Origin of the sequence: Micromonospora nigra, from assembly GCF_900091585.1 — a bacterium.
Taxonomy (GTDB): Bacteria; Actinomycetota; Actinomycetes; order Mycobacteriales; family Micromonosporaceae; genus Micromonospora; species Micromonospora nigra.
Window position 1 is genome coordinate 1,827,184 of the sequence record NZ_FMHT01000003.1, and the last position, 18,609, is coordinate 1,845,792.

Genomic DNA, 18,609 nt, shown 5'->3' on the forward strand with positions numbered 1-18,609 from the left:
GGGCTCTGGCGGTTCTGCCGGCGCCCAGATTACTCCTGTCACGCCCGTCCTACAGGCCGACGAAACGCCGGGAGAACTCCAGCCGTACGGTCAGTGACCGTTCGGCTCGCCCACGGTGGGCAGCGGGGACCGCAGCGCCCAGGTCAGGTGGGCTCCCGTCCACACCAGCACCCCGGCGATGATCGCCACTCCCATGTCCGGCAGGCCGGGCCAGCCGGTCGCCGCGACGGCGGACATGACCACGCCCAGCAGCACGATCTTGGTGGCGTAGGTGACCAGGCCCACCGACATGATCAGCCTCGGATTGACCGCGTCGGCCCAGGCCACCGAGAGGCTCGACACCAGGTAGCTGAACACCACCAGGCCGATCCCGGCGGCCACCCCCGCCCCGCCGGTCGGGCCGCGTACCACCGCCGCGGCCGGCACGCCGATCACGGCCAGCACCGCGCAGGCCGCCAGCGGCAACCGCAGGTGCGGCAGCCGGGCCCGGAGCGCGCCCGGCTCCCCCGCCCGAGGCGCGCTCATCGGGGGTACGCCCGGACGTCGGCGCGCGACTGCTCGAAATCCGGCCCCCGGTGGGTGCCCGTCACGGTCTTCACAGCGCGAGAGTCTATGGGGCCGCACACTGGGAACCGTGAGATGCCTGGTGACCGGTGCGACGGGTTACATCGGCGGGCGGTTGACGCCCCGACTTCTGGCGGAGGGGCACACCGTCCGCTGCCTGGCCCGCAAGGCCAGGCGGCTGCGCGACGTGCCCTGGGCGGGACAGGTCGAGATCGCCGAGGGCGACCTGCGCCGCCCCGAGACGCTCGCCGCGGCGTTCGCCGACGTGGAGGTGGCGTACTACCTGGTGCACTCCCTCGGGCAGGCCGGCTTCGAGGCCACCGACCGGGAGGCGGCGCAGAACTTCGTCGCCGCGGCCCGCGCGGCGGGCGTACGCCGCATCGTCTACCTGGGTGGGCCGGAGCCGCCGGCGGACGGCACCGCCGCACCCTCCGCCCACCTGCGGTCCCGGGCCGAGGTCGGCCGGATCCTGCTGGCCGGCGGCGTGCCCACGGCCGTGCTGCGGGCCGCCGTGATCATCGGGTCCGGCTCGGCCTCGTTCGAGATGCTGCGCTACCTGACCGAGCGGCTGCCGGCGATGATCACCCCACGCTGGGTACACAACCGGATCCAGCCGATCGCGGTCCGCGACGTGTTGCGCTACCTGGTCGGCTGCGCCACCCTGCCGCCCGACGTCAACCGGGCCTTCGACATCGGCGGGCCGGACGTGCTCACCTTCGGCGCCATGATGCAGCGCTACGCGCGGGTGGCCGGGCTGCGCCGACGGCTCATCGTGCCGGTGCGGGCGCTCACCCCGTCGCTCTCCTCGCACTGGGTGGGCCTGATCACCCCGGTGCCGAACGCCATCGCCCGGCCGCTGGTGGAGAGCCTCGTCACCGAGGCGGTCGCCCACGAGCACGACATCGCCGCGTACGTGCCGGACCCGCCGGACGGCCTCACCGGCCTGGACGAGGCGGTCGCCCTGGCGCTGGCGAAGGTCCGCGACGCCGAGGTGGAGACCCGCTGGTCGACGGCGAGCGGCCCGGACGCCCCGGCCGAACCGCTGCCCAGCGACCCCGAGTGGTCGGGCGGCACGGCCTACACCGACCTGCGCGAGCGTGACATGGCCGCGCCGCCGCAGGCACTGTGGCGGGTCATCGAGGGGGTCGGCGGTGACAACGGCTGGTACTCCTTCCCCCTCGCCTGGTCGATACGCGGCTGGCTGGACCGGCTGGTCGGCGGGGTGGGGCTGCGTCGGGGCCGGCGCGACCCGCACCACCTCCAGGTCGGCGAGGCACTGGACTTCTGGCGGGTCGAGGAGATCGTGCCCGGCGAGCTGCTGCGACTGCGCGCCGAGATGCGGCTGCCCGGCCGGGCCTGGCTGGAGATGCGGATCCTGCCGCTCGACGGTGGAGGAAGCCGCTACCAGCAGCGGGCCGTCTTCCTGCCGCGTGGCCTGGCCGGGCACGTCTACTGGGGTGCCGTGGCACCGTTCCACGCGGTGGTGTTCGGAGGGATGGCCCGCAACATCGCCCGCGGCGCCGAACACCTCGCGGCCGGCCGGGTGTCCGGCCGACGCTGACCGGCGTCGGATGCCCGTCCGCTCCCGCCGACCGGCCTCAGGTGCCCCGCCGGCCGACCGGCGTCAGGTGCCCCGCCGGCCGACCGGCGTCAGTTGCCCGTCCGCTCCCCGGTGAACCGGAACGCCGTCGCCTCGCCCGGTGGCACGAAGTCGCGCACCGGGCTGTCGCGCAGGGCGAACGCGAGCACCTCACCCACCGACTCGACGATCTGCGACTGCACCTGGAAGCCGACGGCGTCGCGCGGGTCGTCCGGGTTGGCCGCCATGGCGGCGACCACCAGCTGCGGGGTGAAGGCCACCACCGTCTCCGTCTCGTACCGCTCCGAGCTGCCCGTCTTGCCCGCCACCGGCCGACCGAGCTGACCGCGCAACCGCGTCGCGGTGCCACCGCGGCAGGCGTTGTACATCGACTGGTCGCCCACCGGGCAGCGGGCCGCGTCCGCCGCCGCACGGGCCACGTCCGCGTCCAGCGCCTGCCGGCAGTCCGGCTCGGCGGCGGCGACGGGACGCCCCGCCGCGTCGGTGATCGCCAGCACCGGGGTGGGGCGGCACCAGGTGCCCTCGGCCGCCACCGCCGCGTACGCGCCGGCCAGGTCGAGCGGGGTGGTGGCGGCGACGCCGAGGGTGAACGACCCCCAGTTGCGGGCATCCTCGCTGGCTATCCGGGCGTCCCCGGGGGCCCGCAGCACGATGCCCAGCCGCTGCGCCATCTCCACCACCCGGTCGGCGCCCACCCGCTCCGTCAGCCATGCGAAGTACGTGTTGACCGACTGTCCGAACGCGGTCCACATGTCCTGCGGCCCGCTCATGCCGGCGCTGGCGTTGCGCGGGCACCAGTAGCCGTCGCAGTTCGCCGGGCCGTCGACGTCCATCGGGAAGTGGGTGAGAATCCGGGTGGGCGCGTCGAACTCCGTCCGCAGGGGCAGCCCCGACTCCAGGGCGGCCAGCATGGCGAACAGCTTGAACGTCGACCCGGCCTGGTAGCCGGAGATGGTGCCGCCGCCGGCAACGAGCTGGTTGACCGTGTTCGGGTGGTTCTGCTGGCCCGGTGGGTTGGCGGCCACCCCGTAGACCCGGTTCACGGCCAGGGCGAGCACCCGTCCCGTGCCGGGCTGCACCACGGCGGTGGGCAGGGCGTGCGGATGGTCGGCCGGGTAGACCCGGCGTACCTGCTCGGCGGTGGCCCGCTGCACGGCGGGATCGAGGGAGGTGACGATGGAGAACCCGCCGCGGCGCAGGGTGCGCTGCCGCTCGTCGACGCTGCCGCCGAACGCGGGCTGCGCGTTCCACCAGCGGGTGAACCAGTCGCAGAAGAAGCCCCAGTCGTTGCGCCCCTCCGGCACCGCCGTGCAGTCGTTGGGCGTCTCGCTCGGGCGCAGCAGCATCGGCTCGACCTTCGCCCGCGCCGCGTCGTCGGGCGCGAGCTGACCCGACTCGACCAGCCGGTCCAGCACGTACGCGCGGCGTTGCAGGGCGGCGTCGGCGTCGCCGTTGATCGGGTCGTCGGTGTGCGGGGACCGCACCAGGCCCGCGAGCAGCGCCGCCTCGGCGAGGGTGAGCCGGGCCGGGGTCTTCGAGAAGTAGCGCTCGCTGGCCGCCGCCACGCCGTACGCGCCGGCACCGAAGTACGCGATGTTCAGGTAGCGGGCCAGGATCTCGTCCTTGCTCAGCTCCCGCTCGAGGGCCAGCGCATACCGGATCTCCCGTACTTTCCGGGCGGTGCTGACCTCGGAGGCGGCGGCGCGCTGCGCCTCGGTCAGCCGCGGATCGGTGCTGAGCACGTTGCGGACGTACTGCATGGTCAGCGTCGACGCGCCCTGCCGGGTGGTGCCGTCGCGCTGGTTGACCGTGAAGGCCCGCACGATGCCCCGCAGGTCCACCCCGTTGTGCTCGTGGAACCGGGCGTCCTCGGCGGCCACGATGGCCTGGCGCATCACCTCCGCCACCTCGCCGAGCGGCACCTCGACCCGGTCCTCCTGGTAGAAGGAGGTGATCAGGGTGGTGCCGTCGTTGGCGTACAGGTTGGAGCGCTGGGCGGTGGGCGGCGTGCGCAGCGTGTTCGGCAGCTCCGAGTACGGTGCGGCGAGCGCCGAGAAGCCGAGCCCGAACACCAGGGCGGCAGGTAGGGCCGCCGCCGCCAGCACCAGCCCGGCCAGCAGCCCGGCGAACAGGACGGTGAACGCTCTTTCCAGGTGGGTCCGGGTCATCAGCTCTCCCCGCAGGAGCCGGCAGGACCATCCCAGAATGGGGCTAATCGCCCTCTTCGGGATCAGTTTCCCCTGAACCCGCAGGAAATTCACGAGGACGGGTCGTCACGCGGCCGGGCACCGGATCAGCCGCGGGATCGGGGCAGCAGAGCCACCGGGAGTCGGGGCGGCAGAGCCGCCGGGAGTCGGGGCGGCAGAGCCGCCGGGAGTCGGGGCGGCAGAGCCGCCGGGAGTCGGGGCGGCAGAGCCGCCGGGAGTCGGGGCGGCAGAGCCGCCGGGGACCGGGGCGGCAGAGCCACCGTAGGTCAGGGCAGCAGCGCCGCCGCGAGCGGCTGCACCGTCTCCTCGATCTCGTCCGCCACCCGGCTGAAACACTGGTCGCCCCGGCCCCACGGGTCGTCGAGGTCGTCGGTGGGCAGCGCCGATGCGCCCTCCCGGACCCCGTGGGCGGCCTCGACCAGCGCCACGCCCCGGGCGTACACCGCATCCGGGGTGGCCTCGGCCGCCGGCAGCGCGGCGGCGTCCACAGCGGCCAGCAGCCGGCCGAACTCCCCCAGCACGAACGTCCGCGCGGCGGCGTCGGGGCGCAGCGCCAACACGTACTCCTGCTGATCGGCGGTGGCGGTGAGGACCAGGTCGGCGGCGTCGATCAGATCCGAACGCAGCTTGCGCGCGGCGAACTCGTCGACGCTGCCGCCCCGGGTCGTCACCTGGCGGGCCGCGGGCGGGTTCATCTCCTCGCCGGCGTGCCAGCCGCCGGTGCCCGCGCTGTGACTGTGCAGCAGCTCGTCGGCCGCCGCCGGGTCGACCCCACGCCGGGACAACCGGTCCCGGACGGCCAGCGTCAGCAGCCGCTCGGCCATCGGCGAACGGCAGATGTTGCCCATACAGACGTGCAGCACGGTGAAGGGAGGCACTACGCCACCCGGCTCTCGACGATGTCCGGCACCACGTCGCGCAGCTTCGCCCACGGAATCGCGCCCTCACGCACCACCTGCGGCACCTCCCCGGTCAGGTCGACGATCGTGCTGGGCAACGGATCCGGCCCGAGCCCGGCCTCCAGGTATGCCCGCACCGAGTAGGTGAGCTGGTCGCGGGCCTCCTCGGCGGTGAGGGCCGCCGACTGGCCGGCCCGGTTGGCCGAGGCCACCGCCATCGGCCCGGTCTCCCGGAGCACCTCCAACGCCACCGGATGCAGCGGCATCCGCACCGCCACGGTGCCCGTGTCGTCGCCCAGGTCCCACCGCAGACTCGGCGAGTGCTTCACCACGATCGTCAGCGCCCCCGGCCAGAACGCCTCCACCAGGTCGCGGGCCGCGCGGGGCAGCGAGAACACCAGGCCGTCGAGGGTGTGCCGGGAGCCGATCAACACCGGCGGCGGGGTACGGCGGCCACCCTTGGCGTCCAGCAGCGCCTTGACCGCGTACGGGGTGAAGGCGTCCGCCCCGATCCCGTAGACCGTGTCCGTGGGCAGGACGACCAGCTCGCCGTTCCTGACCGCCTCGATGGCCGCAGCGATGCCGCGGTCCCGGTCGGCGGGCGACCGGCAGTCGTAGAGCATCACGAGGAGCCAGTCTGCCACGTGCCGGCCGCCGCGGCGTGCGGGCCGTCCGCCCGGCGGAACGCGGTGGCGAACCGGGGCCGCCCCGCCAGGTCCGACCGGCCCACCACGTCGACGTACCGGCCGTCGGCGGACAGCAGCTCCGGCACCGTGGTGCCGTGCGTGTCGTCGTGTTCGACGCCCAGCACCCCACCCGGGCGCAGCAACACCGCCGCCCGGGCCACCACCGGACGCACCACCGCCAGGCCGTCGACCCCGCCGAAGACCGCCTCGGCCGGGTCGTGCCCGGCCACCTCCGGAGGGACCGTCACGCCCAGCGGCACGTACGGCGGGTTGCACAGCACCACGTCGACCGACCCGACCAGCTCGGCCAGGAGGTCCGGGTCGGTCACGTCGGCCTCGACCACCGCCACCGGGCGGTCCCCGGCGGCCGCCCGGGCCGCCGCGTTCCGCCGCAACCACGGCAGCGCGGCGGGCGAGCGTTCCACCGCCACCACCCTGGCCGCCGGCACCTCCTGGGCCACCGCCAGGGCGATCGCGCCCGAGCCGGCGCAGAGATCCACGACCAGCGGGGCAGGGTGCCCGCCGACCTGTTCCACCGCCCAGCCCGCCAGCAGCTCCGTCTCGGGCCGGGGCACGAACACACCCGGCCCGACCAACAGTTCCAGGTGCCGGAAACCCGCCACACCGGTGAGGTGTTGCAACGGCTCACGCTCCGCCCGCCGGGCCACCAAGGCGTCGAACCGGTCCACCTGCTCGCCGGTGAAGTCGTCGGCGAGGGCCAACCGGCCCCGCGGCACGCCCAGCACGTGCGCGGCCAGCAGTTCCGCCTCGGCCCGGGCGGATTCGACGCCCGCGTCGGCGAGGATCCGGGTCGCGCGGGACACCACGAGGGAGGGCCGGCGGCGTCCCGTCCCGTCGGACGGGTGTTGCGGCAGGATCGTCACGCGATAATCATGAAGCGTCGCGACGTTCGGCACGAGCCGGTGCGGGCAGCGGCACACCGACGGGAGGTCTCGGGTGGGCTGGCTCGACCGGGTCGACGACCGGGTCGTCGACCTGACCCGGGCACGGGCCCTGCAGGAGGTGAGCCGCTCCGCCGAGGCCTACGCGGTCCTGACCGGGGTGCTGCGCGACAGCACCGATCCGCACGCCCGCGCCGACGCCTACGTGCAGCGCCTCTCCGCACTGATCAACCTCGGTCGCACCGCCGAGTACACCCGCGCCGTCGAGGAGGCCTCGGCGGCCGTCCGCGACCTCGCCGAGCCGTACCTGCACGGTCACCTGAACGCGCTGGCGGCGCTGGCCGCCCACCATCAGGGGGCCCTGGACCGCTGCGTCACCCACCTGGTCCGGGCCGCCCGGTCGCTGGGCGCGGTGGCCGACCCGGACCGGGACACCGCCTGGGGCTGGCACGACCTGGCGATGGCGTACTCGTACCTGAGTTTCCACGGGTACGCGCTCGGCGCGATCGAACGCGCCCGGCAGCTCGGCACGGCCGCCGGGATCCCCGAGGAGACCTTCGCCGCCCCGGGCATCCGACTGCGCAACGCGGTGGCGCTGGACCACACCGGCGACAGCGACGGCTGCCTGCGGGTGCTGCGGGACGTCGCGGCGGACCTCGACCGGTTCCTGGCCGACGGACGGGCCGACCGGCTGCGACCCAGCAGCCTCGCCGCGTACGGCTACTCGGCGGCGCGTCGGGCCGCGTTGGGTGACGAGATCCCGACGGAGGCACAGGCCGACCCGGGCCGGCTGCTCGGCCACGGCGCGGACAGCGCCCGGGCCCGCGACATGCGCCAACTCGGCCAGGTCTGCCTCGCCATCGCCGCGGACCGTCCACAGGACGCGGTCGACCGGCTCGACGGCGTCCGGGTCTCCGCCGAGACGCTCGGCATGGCCGAGCCGGCCCGGCTGCGCAGCATCGCCCTGGCCCGGGCCGGGGACCACGCGGCGGCGCACCGGGTCGACCGGCTGGCCTTCCGGCTGGCCGCACAGCGCCACGACCGGCTGCGCGACGTCTACATCGACGGCATCGCGGCGCGCATCGACCACGAGGAGATGCGCCGCGAGGCGGCGCGGTTCGAGGGCGAGGCGCTGACCGACCCGCTGACCGGGCTGCCCAACCGGCGGCGCGTGGAACGCTACGTGGCGACGGTGGCGGCCCGGGGCGAGCGGGTTGTCGTGGGCGTGTGCGACCTGGACGGCTTCGGGGCGGTCAACAGCCGGCACGGCCACCACGCCGGGGACCTGGTGCTCCAGCGCGTCGCCGGGGTGGTCAACCGGGTGATGCGCCGAGGCGACCTGGTGGCCCGCTACGGCGGGGACGAGTTCGTGGTGGTGCTCTCCGGCGCGGGCATGGTTGAGGCGGCCGAGGTGGCCCGGCGCATCGACGCCGCCGTGCGGGCGGAGGAGTGGGAGTCGCTGGTGCCGGGCACCCCGGTCGGAGTGAGCATCGGCTTCGCCGAACTCCAGGTCACCGCCCGCGACCCGCTGGGCGCGGCCCTGGAGGCCGCCGACCACGAGATGCTGCGGGCCCGCGCCCGCGCCCGCACCGCCTGAGTCGCAGGCAGGTCAGCGGCGGGCGAGGTCCGGCGTGCCGGCCAGGCGGGCGGCGCGGTCGGCCTCGGCCAGCGCGTCGAGCACCCCGTCGAGGTCCCCGCCGAGGGCCAGGTCGAGGTTGTACGCGGTGTAGCCGATCCGGTGGTCGGTGATCCGGTTCTGCGGGAAGTTGTAGGTGCGGATCCGCTCGGAGCGGTCGACCGTTCGCACCTGCGCCTTGCGGGCGTCCGAGGCGGCCGCGTCGGCCTGTTCCTGAGCCGCCGCCAGCAGGCGGGCCCGCAGGATCCGCATGGCCTGCTCCCGGTTCTGCAGCTGGGACTTCTCGTTCTGGCAGGACACGACGATGCCCGTCGGCACGTGGGTGATCCGCACCGCCGAGTCGGTGGTGTTCACCGACTGCCCACCGGGCCCCGACGAGCGGAACACGTCGATGCGCAGGTCGTTGGGGTCGATGGTGACGTCGACGTCCTCGGCCTCGGGCAGCACCAGCACCCCGGCCGCGCTGGTGTGGATGCGCCCCTGGGACTCGGTGACGGGCACCCGCTGCACCCGGTGCACGCCCCCCTCCCACTTGAGGCGGGACCACACGCCGTTGCCACCGTCGGGCACACCCTTGGTCTTGATCGCCAGCGACACGTCCTTCACGCCACCGAGGTCCGAATCCTGCGCGTCGATCACCTCGGTGAGCCAGCCCCGCCGCTCCGCGTAACGGGTGTACATCCGCAGCAGGTCGCCGGCGAACAGGGCTGACTCCTCGCCGCCCTCACCGGCCTTGATCTCGACGATCACGTCCTTGGCGTCGTGCGGGTCGCGCGGGATCAGCAGCTCCGCCAGGCGCTCCTCCAGCACCGGCAGGGACGCCGCGATCGAGTCGGCCTCCGCCGCGAAGGACGGGTCCTCGGCGGCCAGTTCGCGGGCCGCGGCCAGGTCGGCGCGGGCCTGTTCCAGCTCGTCCGCCGCCTTGTGCAACGGCACCAACTCGGCGTACCGGCGACCGATGCGGCGGGCGGTGCCCTGGTCGGCGTGGATGGCCGGGTCGGCCAGCCGCTTCTCCAACTCGGCGTACTCGTCGAGGAGGGCGACCAGGCGCTCGCTGCTCATACGGGGACTTCTCCTTCGACGGCCGGACGGGCGGGCGGGCGGACCGGGTGGGGCGGACGGGACGGGACGGGCGGGCGGCGGGCTGGCCGGGCGGAGGACCAGGCGGGCGGCGGGCCGGGTGCAGGGGGACGGGCGGAAACACGGACGACGCCCGCGCCCGGTGGGAAACCGGACACGGGCGTCGAACGGAGAGTTACTTGGCCTTCTTGGCCTGAACCTTGGCGTACTTCTGCTGGAACTTCGCGACCCGGCCCGCGGTGTCCAGGACGCGCTGCTTGCCGGTGTAGAACGGGTGGCAGGCGCTGCACGTCTCGACACTGATCGCGCCGCCCTTGGCGGTGCTGCGGGTCGTGAAGCTGTTGCCGCAGGAGCAACGGACCTCGGTGGTCACGTACTCCGGGTGGATGTTGGGCTTCATGTCGCCTCGGTCCTCTCGTTGGTGGTCGCCGGGTCGCCCCGTCGCGTCGTACGCGCCGATGTGGGCGTGAACCGGAACCGGTGGCCGATTGACCAGTGTGCCATGGGCGTGGGCCGGCCCGGCAGGCGGGCCGCTCGACCGGTCCGGCAGCGTCAACAGCGGGTTCACCTGCCGTATTCCCGCTGCCCGGAAGGGGCATTCCCCGGGTCGCGAGCCGGATCGGCCCGCCCCGGCCCGGCCTCCGCGCGACGGGAGGAACGGTGTCCGGTTCGGCGCGCGGTCGGACCACGCGGGCGCGCGGCCACGGTGTCCGGTTCCGCGCCGGACCCGCCGAGGGGGCGCGACCCGCAGGCCACGCCCCCTCGTCGGTCTCTCACCCGGGTACGGTCACTCCCCCGGCGTCGACTTGGCGATCTGCATCAGGAACTCGATGTTGGTGCGGGACTGCTTGAGCCGGTCGAGCAGCAGGTCCAGCGCCGCCTGCGAGTCCAGGGAGTGCAGGACCTTGCGCAGCTTGTGGATGATGGCCAGTTCCTCCGGCGCGAACAGGACCTCTTCCTTGCGCGTGCCCGACGGGTTGATGTCGATGGCCGGGAAGACCCGCTTGTCGGCGATCTTCCGGTCCAGCTTCAGCTCCGCGTTGCCGGTGCCCTTGAACTCCTCGAAGATGACCGTGTCCGCCATGGAACCGGTCTCCACCAGGGCGGTGGCGAGAATGGTCAGCGAGCCGCCGTTCTCGATGTTGCGGGCCGCGCCCAGGAAGCGCTTCGGCGGGTACAGCGCGGTGGAGTCGATACCACCCGACATGATCCGGCCGCTGGCCGGCGCCGCCAGGTTGTACGACCGCCCGAGCCGGGTCACCGAGTCGAGCAGCACGACCACGTCGTGGCCCAGCTCGACCAGCCGCTTGGCCCGTTCGATCGCCAGCTCGGCGATCGTGGTGTGGTCCTGCGGCGGGCGGTCGAACGTGGCCGCGATGACCTCGCCCTTCACCGACCGCTGCATGTCGGTGACCTCTTCGGGCCGCTCGTCGACCAGCACCACCATCAGGTGGCACTCCGGGTTGTTGCGGGTGATCGCGTTGGCGATCGCCTGGAGCACCATCGTCTTGCCGGCCTTCGGCGGCGACACGATGAGCGCCCGCTGCCCCTTGCCGATCGGCATGACCAGGTCGATCACCCGGGTGGTGAGGATGTGCGGCTCGGTCTCCAGCCGCAGCCGCTCCTGCGGGTACAGCGGGGTCAGCTTGTAGAACTCCGGGCGACGCCTGGCCTCGTCCGGTTCCATGCCGTTGATGGTGTCCAGCCGCACCAGCGGGTTGTACTTGTCCCGCCGCTGCTCGCCGTCACGGGCCGCACGGACCGCGCCGGTGATGGCGTCACCGCGGCGCAGACCGTACTTCTTGATCTGGGACATCGACACGTAGACGTCGTTCGGGCCGGCCAGGTAGCCGGTGGTCCGGACGAAGGCGTAGTTGTCGAGCACGTCGATGATGCCGGCCACCGGGACGAGCACGTCGTCCTCGCTGACCTGCGGCTCGCGGCCGCCGCCGTCGCCACCGGACTCGCCGCGTTCGCCACGACCCCGCCGGCGGTCCCGGAACCGGCTGCGCCGGCCGCGCCGGCCGCCGCCCTCGCCGTCGTCGTCGTTGTCGTCCCGCTCGGCGCGTTGGCCCCGGTCGTCACGCTGGCCCCGGTCGTTGCGGTCGCCACGGTCGTCACGCTGGCCCCGGTCACCGCGGTCGTTGCGCTCGCCCCGCTCGCCGCGGTCGTTGCGCTCCGACCGCTCGTTGCGGTCGCCCCGTTCGGCCCGGTCACCGCCGCGCTCGTTGCGCTCGCCCCGCTCGGCCCGGTCGCCGCGCTCGTTGCGGTCGCCCCGTTCGGCCCGGTCACCACTCCGCTCGGCGCGCTCACCACGATCGCCCCGCTCGGCCCGGTCACCGCGCTCAGCCCGGTCACCACCCCGCTCGATCCGCTCGCGACCACTCCGGCCCTCGGACCGCTCGGCGGTCTCGGCGGGCGCCTCCTCGGCCCGCGTGTCGCCACGGGCCTCGGTACGCGCCTCGGTCCGCGCCTCCGCCGTCGCGGCCCGGCTGCGCCGGCTCCGGGGACGGCTCTCTGGCTCGGCGGCTGCCGGCTCGGTGCCGCGACGCTCGGTCTCCGGCCGCTCGGCGGTCTCCGGCACCTCCGCGTGGACCTCCTCGCGGGCGGGAGCCGCAGCGGCGGCGACCTCGGCCCTCGGCCGAGGGGTGCCGGCGGCGGCACCCTGCCGCTCCGAGATCGCGCTGATCAGCTCGCCCTTGCGCATCCGCGCGGTGCCCGAGATGCCGAGCGACGCGGCCAGGCTCTGCAACTCCGGCAGCAGCATCGCCGACAGCCCGGTGCCGCCGCGCCGACGACGGGCGGGGGCTGCGGTGGTGGCATCGCCAGCGACGTTGGAAACATCCGACGTCACGTCGGTGGTGTCGCTCAATGGATTCCTTCCCTCGATAGGCCGGGACTGCCCGGGGTTGACAAGCAGGTGGCCGGGCGGCCTCGGTGCACCCGCCTCGCATGACGCGTCGCGGGAGTCTGTGACACAGCAGCCCGTCGGTGTCCCGACTCGCCAAGGAACGGTGAGCGGGTCTCGCCGTCTGCGGCGACCAGTGAAGACTGCGGTGCGGCGTGGCCTAGGCAGGGGTGACGGGCTGACCGCCGAAACGCTTCGGGGGTGCGCCGACCCGCAGGAGATCGCATGCTTCGCGGCTGTGCTAGGTCTAGAGCGTAATCAACTCTTCCGACCTGCGGCAACAGGGTCCCGCTCCGCGTGTCCCAGTCTACCCCCTGCGACCTGTGCCCCGGACACGTCTACCGGCAACTGTCGAACCTGCCAGTTTGTTCCCGCGTCGAAGCCCTCGGGCAGGTCAGTCAGCGCCAGCACGGTCGGACCCGCCCCACTGACCACGGCAGCCACACCGGCCACCCGCAAGGCATCGACCAGCGCGTTCGTCCCCGGCATGCCCGCCGCCCGGTAGACCTGGTGCAACCGGTCGACGGTGGCGGGCAGCAGCAACGACGGGTCGACGGTCAGCGCGTGCACCAGCAGGGCCGCCCGGCCGGCGTTGAACGCGGCGTCGCCGTGCGGCACCGTCGCCGGCAGCGCGGCCCGGGCCGTCGCCGTCAGCCCTCGATCGGCGGGCACGAAGACGGTCGGCATGATCCCCTCAGCCACCGGCACCGACACCGCCCGAGCACCGGTCGGCTCCGTCCAGGCCAGCGTGAACCCGCCCAGCAGGCAGGGCGCGACGTTGTCGGGATGGCCCTCGATCCCCGCGGCCAACCGCAGGACGCCCGCGTCGTCGAGCCGGTCGGGACCGTCGGACACCAGGGCACGGGCCAGTAGCACCCCGGCCACGATGGCGGCGGACGACGAGCCCAGCCCACGCGCCTGGGGGATGCGGTTGAGGCACTCCACCGCCAGGCCGCGCGGCTGACCGCCCAGCACGTCGAAGGTCTCCCGCATCGCCCGGACCACCAGGTGCCGGTCGTCGGCCGGCAGCTCGCCCGCGCCCTCGCCGGACACCTCGACCGCGACGCCACCGGACGTCACCTCGGCGACCACGTCGTCGTGCAGCGCCAGCGCCAGACCCAGGGCGTCGAAGCCCGGCCCCAGGTTGGCGCTGGTGGCGGGAACCCGGACCCGGACCGGACCGGCGGCGAAAGTCGTCGACACCCGCCCATGCTATGGCGTGCCACCGACAACCCGGCCCCCTGCCCGCCACCTGGGACGACCGGCCTTCCCGCCCGCCCGGCGGCCCTCGTCGGGGCGGGCGGTGGCCCCTCCCCCGGCCCGCCGCTCAGCCGCGCGCCGTGGGAGCTGGTTCGGCGGCGGGCTCGGCCAGCGACAACCCCCGGGTGGCGATCCGCCAGCCGATCGCGTAGACCAACGTGACCAGGCCGCAGCCGGCCAGCACCACCCGCTCGTCGACCACGTCGACCACCGACGCCACCACCAGTTGGCTCACGGAGATCGCCAGGGTAGCCAGCATCATGTCGGTGGCGAAGACCCGGCCCCGCAACCGGTCCGGCACCTCGCCCTGCAGAGCGAAGTTGGACATCACCCAGTTGCTGCCACCGGCGAAGTGGGCCACGAACACCAGCGCCAGCACCAGCGGGAACCAGGCCGCCGCGGAGGTGCCGAGGTAGGCCAGCCCGTACAGCGACATGGACAGCGCCAGCCCCGGCAGCAACCAGGACCGGTTGGTCAACACCCGGCGCATCAGGATCGGCCCGACCAGCGCGCCCGCCCCGCGTACCGCGAAGAGCAGGCCGGTGCCCACCGCACCGACGCCGTACAGGCCCGCCAGCAGTGGGAACACCGTCAGCACGCCGTTGCCCAGACCCACCGCCGACTTCACGGTGACCAACGCCAGCACCCTCGGCCGCTGCCCGATGTAGCCGAGGGCCTCGCGGATCGCCGCCCAGGTCTGCTGCGCCGGCAGGCCCCGCTCGCGGGGGGCCTGCAACGGCCGGCGGATCAGCGCGGCCAGGCCCGCCGCGCCGACCAGGCTGCCGGCGGCGATCCAGAAGCAGGCGTACGGCCCGACGGCCGCGCTGAGCACCCCGCCGAGGGACGCCCCGACGATCGTCATCGTGCCCCACGCCGACCCGGCGATGGCGTTGCCGGCGGCCAGTTCCTCCGGGTCGAGCACGTTGGGCAGGGCGGCCTGCGCCGCCGGGGAGTAGAACGCCTTGGCCACGGCGACCACCCCGATGCCGAGCATCGCCAGCCAGGCGGTGCCGCTGTCGCGTACCCCGAGCAGCAACAGCACCCCGACCAGGGCCGCCGCGTTCGCCCCGATGAGGATCTTCCGGCGGTCGAAGCGGTCGGCGATCGTCCCGGTGTAGGGCAGCAGCAGCGCCAGGATGCCCGTGTCGGCCGCCAGCACCAGCGCGCCCCACACCCCGCTGCCGGTCAGCTTCGGCAGCAGCACGAGCAGCGGGACCATGACGAACCAGTCGGCTCCGAAGACCACCAGCTCGGCGAGGAGGAGGTTGCGGAAGTTCCGGTTCCGGCGCAGGACCGACCACGTGGACGTCACGGTCGCCGACCCTACCCGCCGCCGGCACGGCGCCGATTCGCCGTACGACCAGCGCGGACGCCGGCCGCCGGACGCGACCCGCCCCGGACGCCGAACGCCCCCGGCGGAAGCCGCCGGGGGCGTTCGGACAGGTGCCGTTACTCGGTGGGCGGCAACGGTGAGGTGCGGCTACGGGGCAGGCGCAGCACCTCGAACTGGTCGGTGCCGTCGACCAGTGCGCCGGACGGCCGGGGTGCCGCCGCGACCGGCTCCGGCCGTCGGTCCTCGCCGGGTGCGCCGTCGTCGGGCCCCTCGTCGGGGCCACCGTCGCCGGGCCCGTCGTCGCCGCGCTGGTCACCGCCGCCCGGACCGCCCCCGGCCCGGCCGCCGCCCCGACGCGCGGCCAGCCGTGCCCGCAGCGACTCCTTCGTGTGCTCCACCATGGCGTACAGGGTGGGCACCAGGATCAGGGTCAGCAGGGTCGAGCTGAGCAGACCCCCGATCACCACGATCGCCAGGGGCTTGGAGATGAAGCCGCCCTCGCCGGTGAGCCCGAACGCCATCGGCGTCAACGCGCAGATCGTGGCGATCGCCGTCATCAGGATCGGCCGCAGCCGCCGCCGGCCGCCCTCCACCACGGCCTCGGCGACGCCCATGCCCCGGGCCCGGTACTGGTTGACCAGATCCAGCAGCACGATGGCGTTGGTGACCACGATGCCGACGAGCATGAGCACGCCGATCAGCGCCGGCACGCCCAGCGGGGTGCCGGTGGCCAGCAGCAGCCCGATCGCGCCGGTGGCGGCGAACGGGATCGAGACCAACAGGATCAGCGCCTGCACCATGCTGCGGAACGTGGCCACCATGATCAGGAAGACGATGGCGATCGCGGCGAGGACCGCCAGGCCCAGATCGGCGAACGTCTCCTCCTGCTCGGCGCTGACCCCGCCGATGGTGAAGCTCGCCCCCGGCACGTCGAGGGCGTCCAGCTCACGCTGGAGATCCTGACTGATCGCGCCGAGGTTGGACCCGGTGGCCGTGCCGGTCACCGAGACGCTGCGCTCCCCGTCGATCCGGGTCACCTGCGGCGGCCCCGCCGCGCGGGTGACCGTCGCGATGTCGCCCAGCTTCACCGCACCGACCGGCAGGGCCCGCAGCTCGTCCTCAGTGGTCGGCGGCGGCACCGCGTACCGCAGCACCACGTCACGCTGCCCACCGTCCAGTGTGACCTGGCCCAGCGGCGTGCCCCGGAACGCCTGGGCCACCAGCTGGCCGACGGCCGCCTCGGTGAGCCCCGCCTGGCCGGCCTTGACCCGGTCGACGACCACGTCGACCCGCTCCACCTCGGCGGCCAGGGTGCTCGACACGTCCTCGACGCCCTCGACCCGGCCCATCGCCGCCTCGGCCTGCTCGGCCGCCCGCGCCAGGATCTCCGGGTCGGCGGCCTGGACGACCACCGCCAGTTCGTTGGCCGACGCCCCGCCCTGGCCGGAGCCGAAGCTCAGGTCACCGGTGGTGGCGCCGGGGGCGTCGAACGCCGCACGCAGGACGCCGCGCATCTCCTTGGCGTCGGTGTCGTCGTCCAGCGTGACCGAGTAGCTGGCGACGTTGTTGCCGCCGTCGCCCGCCCACGGCGTGTCCCCGCCGCCGGCGGTGACCTGGTACGACTCGATCCCGGGGGTACGGGCCAGGATCGCCTCGACCTGGCGGGCCGCCGCGTCGGTGCCGGCCAGTCCGGTGCCGGCCGGCAGTTCCTGCCGGATGTTCAGGGTGTCCTGGCCGGAGTCGTCCAGGAAGTTGGTCTCCAGCTGGCGGGACAGGCCGATGGTGCCGAACAGCACCAGCACGCCCAACCCGAGGGTGATCCAGCGGGTGTCCCGGCTGCGGGTGGCGAAGCCGATCACCGGCAGGTACGCCCGCTGCAACGGGTTGCGCAGCTCCTTCTCCTCGGCGGCCCGACGCACGGCGTCGTCGTCCGCCGCCCCGGCGGGCGGCTTGAGGAACCAGAACGCCAGCACCGGGATCACGGTCAGCGAGACCAGCAGCGAGGCGAGCAGGGCCACCGTCACGGTGATGGCGAACGGCGCGAAAAGCTGCCCGACGAAGCCGCCGACCAGCGCGATCGGCGCGAACACCGCCACCGTGGTCAGCGTCGACGCCGTGACGGCCCCGGCCACCTCGCGGACGCCGGTGAGGATCGCGGCGCGCTTCTGCTCGCCGTACTCCAGGTGCCGTTTGATGTTCTCCAGGACGACGATCGAGTCGTCCACCACCCGCCCGACGGCGATGGTCAGCGCGCCCAGGGTCAGCAGGTTGAGCGAGTAGTCGCCGATCCACAGGGCGATCAGGGCCACCACCACCGACAGCGGGATGGAGACCGCGGTGACCACGGTGGAGCGGATCGACAGCAGGAAGACCAGGATGACCACGACCGCCATGACCAGGCCCAGCAGGCCCTCGGTGGTCAGCGTCTCGATCGACTTCTCGACGAACGGGGCCTGGTCGAACACGACGGTCAGCTCGGCGCCGGAGGCGGTACGCAGGTCGGCGAGGCGGTCCCGGATCTGATGGGAGATCTCCACCGCGTTGCCGTCCGGGCTCGCGGTGACCGCGAGGCCCAGGCTCTCCGTGCCGTTGGTGCGGGTGATGGCGGTGGCCGGGGCGAGCGTCTGCTCGACGGTCGCCACGTCGGCGAGGCGGATCGGGCCGACCTTGCCGGCGGCCGGTGCCACCACGATGCCGCGCAGGTCGTCCAGCGTGGCCAGCGGAGTGCCCACCTGCACGGGCAGCGTCTGCTCGCCGTCGACGACCACGCCGGCGGGCAGCGTGACGCCGTTGGTCTTCAGCGCCGTCCCGATGGCGGCCGGCGACAGCTTCGCCCGGTTCAGCTTCGCGAGGTCGGGCGTGATCACCACGATCTCGTCGCGGGTGCCGGTCACCTCGACCGACCGGACCCCCTCGATGGCTTCCAGCTCCGGCACCACCGTGCCGCGCAGCTTCTCGGCCAGGGCGCGCTCGTCGCCCCCGCCCGACGCGGCCAGCACCACTGCCGGCAGGTCGTCGGTGCCACCGGCGATGACCTGCGGGTCGACCCCCTCGGGCAACTGGGCGGCGATCCGGTTCAGCGCGGTCTGCATCTCGTTGACCACGTCGTCGAGGTCGGTGCCGAACTCGTACTGCACCTGGATCGTGGCCAGCCCCTCCCGTGAGGTGGAGGTGACGGTGTCCAGCCCGGTGATGCCCTGGAGGCTGTTCTCGACCGGCTCGGTGACCTGGGACTCGACGATCTCCGGCGCGGCACCCGGGTACGGGGCCACGATGAAGGCGGCGGGGAACTCCAGCGAAGGCAGCAGTTGCTGCTTCAACGACGGTACGGCGTACACGCCGAACGCCGTGGTCACCACCGCGATGAGGGCGACGAGCCCTCGGTTGGCGAGGCTGAATCTGGCGAGCAGCGACATCGGGTTGGCTCACTCCTGGGGGAGGAAGGGATGCGGGGCGATTGCAGTGTGCCCGACCCGCTCCGGTGGGCGACTGTCGGGGCAGCTCACCCGGTCACCCACCAAGACCACGGTCAGG

General features: G+C 73.9%; 13 protein-coding genes. 2 read left to right on the plus strand and 11 right to left on the minus strand.

Annotated elements, in window-relative coordinates; all coding sequences use genetic code 11:
- Positions 1–90: 90 nt before the first annotated feature.
- Complete coding sequence (locus GA0070616_RS07575) at positions 91–525, minus strand: hypothetical protein (protein WP_139128862.1); 435 nt, start codon at positions 523–525, stop codon at positions 91–93.
- A gap of 109 nt (positions 526–634) precedes the next feature.
- On the opposite strand from GA0070616_RS07575, the gene GA0070616_RS07580 reads away from it, so the two are divergent.
- The gene (locus GA0070616_RS07580; RefSeq protein ID WP_091078502.1) at positions 635–2,125 is read left to right on the plus strand and encodes an SDR family oxidoreductase; all 1,491 of its coding nucleotides are present in this window, start codon (positions 635–637) and stop codon (positions 2,123–2,125) included.
- 89 nt (positions 2,126–2,214) lie between these two features.
- Here GA0070616_RS07580 and GA0070616_RS07585 read toward each other — a convergent pair whose 3' ends face one another.
- The 4 genes from GA0070616_RS07585 to prmC all read right to left on the minus strand — a co-directional run bounded on the left by GA0070616_RS07585 (position 2,215) and on the right by prmC (position 6,831).
- Positions 2,215–4,332 carry a transglycosylase domain-containing protein gene (locus GA0070616_RS07585; protein ID WP_091078505.1) on the minus strand — a complete coding sequence of 706 codons (2,118 nt, stop codon included), beginning with the start codon at positions 4,330–4,332 and terminating at the stop codon, positions 2,215–2,217.
- A 305-nt stretch (positions 4,333–4,637) separates the two neighbouring features.
- Positions 4,638–5,249: an arsenate reductase/protein-tyrosine-phosphatase family protein gene (locus tag GA0070616_RS07590; protein WP_091078509.1), complete on the minus strand. Its 612-nt coding sequence runs from the start codon at positions 5,247–5,249 to the stop codon at positions 4,638–4,640.
- Positions 5,249–5,893 carry an L-threonylcarbamoyladenylate synthase gene (locus GA0070616_RS07595; protein WP_091090158.1) on the minus strand — a complete coding sequence of 215 codons (645 nt, stop codon included), beginning with the start codon at positions 5,891–5,893 and terminating at the stop codon, positions 5,249–5,251. Before GA0070616_RS07595 ends, GA0070616_RS07590 begins: the two co-directional genes overlap by 1 nt.
- Positions 5,893–6,831, minus strand: coding sequence for a peptide chain release factor N(5)-glutamine methyltransferase (gene prmC / locus GA0070616_RS07600; RefSeq protein WP_425412988.1), 939 nt, complete (start codon positions 6,829–6,831; stop codon positions 5,893–5,895). The genes GA0070616_RS07595 and prmC overlap by 1 nt, the downstream gene beginning before the upstream one ends.
- 82 nt (positions 6,832–6,913) lie before the next feature.
- Between prmC and GA0070616_RS07605 the strand changes: the two genes are divergently transcribed.
- Positions 6,914–8,455 carry a GGDEF domain-containing protein gene (locus GA0070616_RS07605; protein WP_091078516.1) on the plus strand — a complete coding sequence of 514 codons (1,542 nt, stop codon included), beginning with the start codon at positions 6,914–6,916 and terminating at the stop codon, positions 8,453–8,455.
- A 12-nt stretch (positions 8,456–8,467) separates the two neighbouring features.
- Here GA0070616_RS07605 and prfA read toward each other — a convergent pair whose 3' ends face one another.
- From prfA to GA0070616_RS07635, 6 genes are all read right to left on the minus strand, one after another.
- A complete protein-coding gene (prfA, locus tag GA0070616_RS07610; protein ID WP_091078520.1) occupies positions 8,468–9,556 on the minus strand; it encodes a peptide chain release factor 1 in 1,089 nt (362 codons plus the stop codon).
- A gap of 193 nt (positions 9,557–9,749) precedes the next feature.
- Complete coding sequence (gene rpmE, locus GA0070616_RS07615) at positions 9,750–9,974, minus strand: 50S ribosomal protein L31 (RefSeq protein WP_046563792.1); 225 nt, start codon at positions 9,972–9,974, stop codon at positions 9,750–9,752.
- A 387-nt stretch (positions 9,975–10,361) separates the two neighbouring features.
- A complete protein-coding gene (gene rho, locus GA0070616_RS07620; protein WP_091078523.1) occupies positions 10,362–12,446 on the minus strand; it encodes a transcription termination factor Rho in 2,085 nt (694 codons plus the stop codon).
- Positions 12,447–12,740: 294 nt separating this feature from the next.
- Entirely contained in the window at positions 12,741–13,685 is a 945-nt protein-coding gene (gene thrB, locus GA0070616_RS07625) for a homoserine kinase (RefSeq protein WP_091078526.1), read from the minus strand.
- A 124-nt stretch (positions 13,686–13,809) separates the two neighbouring features.
- Positions 13,810–15,054 (minus strand): MFS transporter, encoded by a 1,245-nt coding sequence (locus GA0070616_RS07630; RefSeq protein ID WP_091078531.1) that lies wholly within the window; start codon positions 15,052–15,054, stop codon positions 13,810–13,812.
- Between the two features lie 137 nt (positions 15,055–15,191).
- Positions 15,192–18,491, minus strand: a complete 3,300-nt coding sequence (locus tag GA0070616_RS07635; RefSeq protein ID WP_091078535.1) for an efflux RND transporter permease subunit — start codon at positions 18,489–18,491, stop codon at positions 15,192–15,194.
- Positions 18,492–18,609 lie beyond the last annotated feature (118 nt).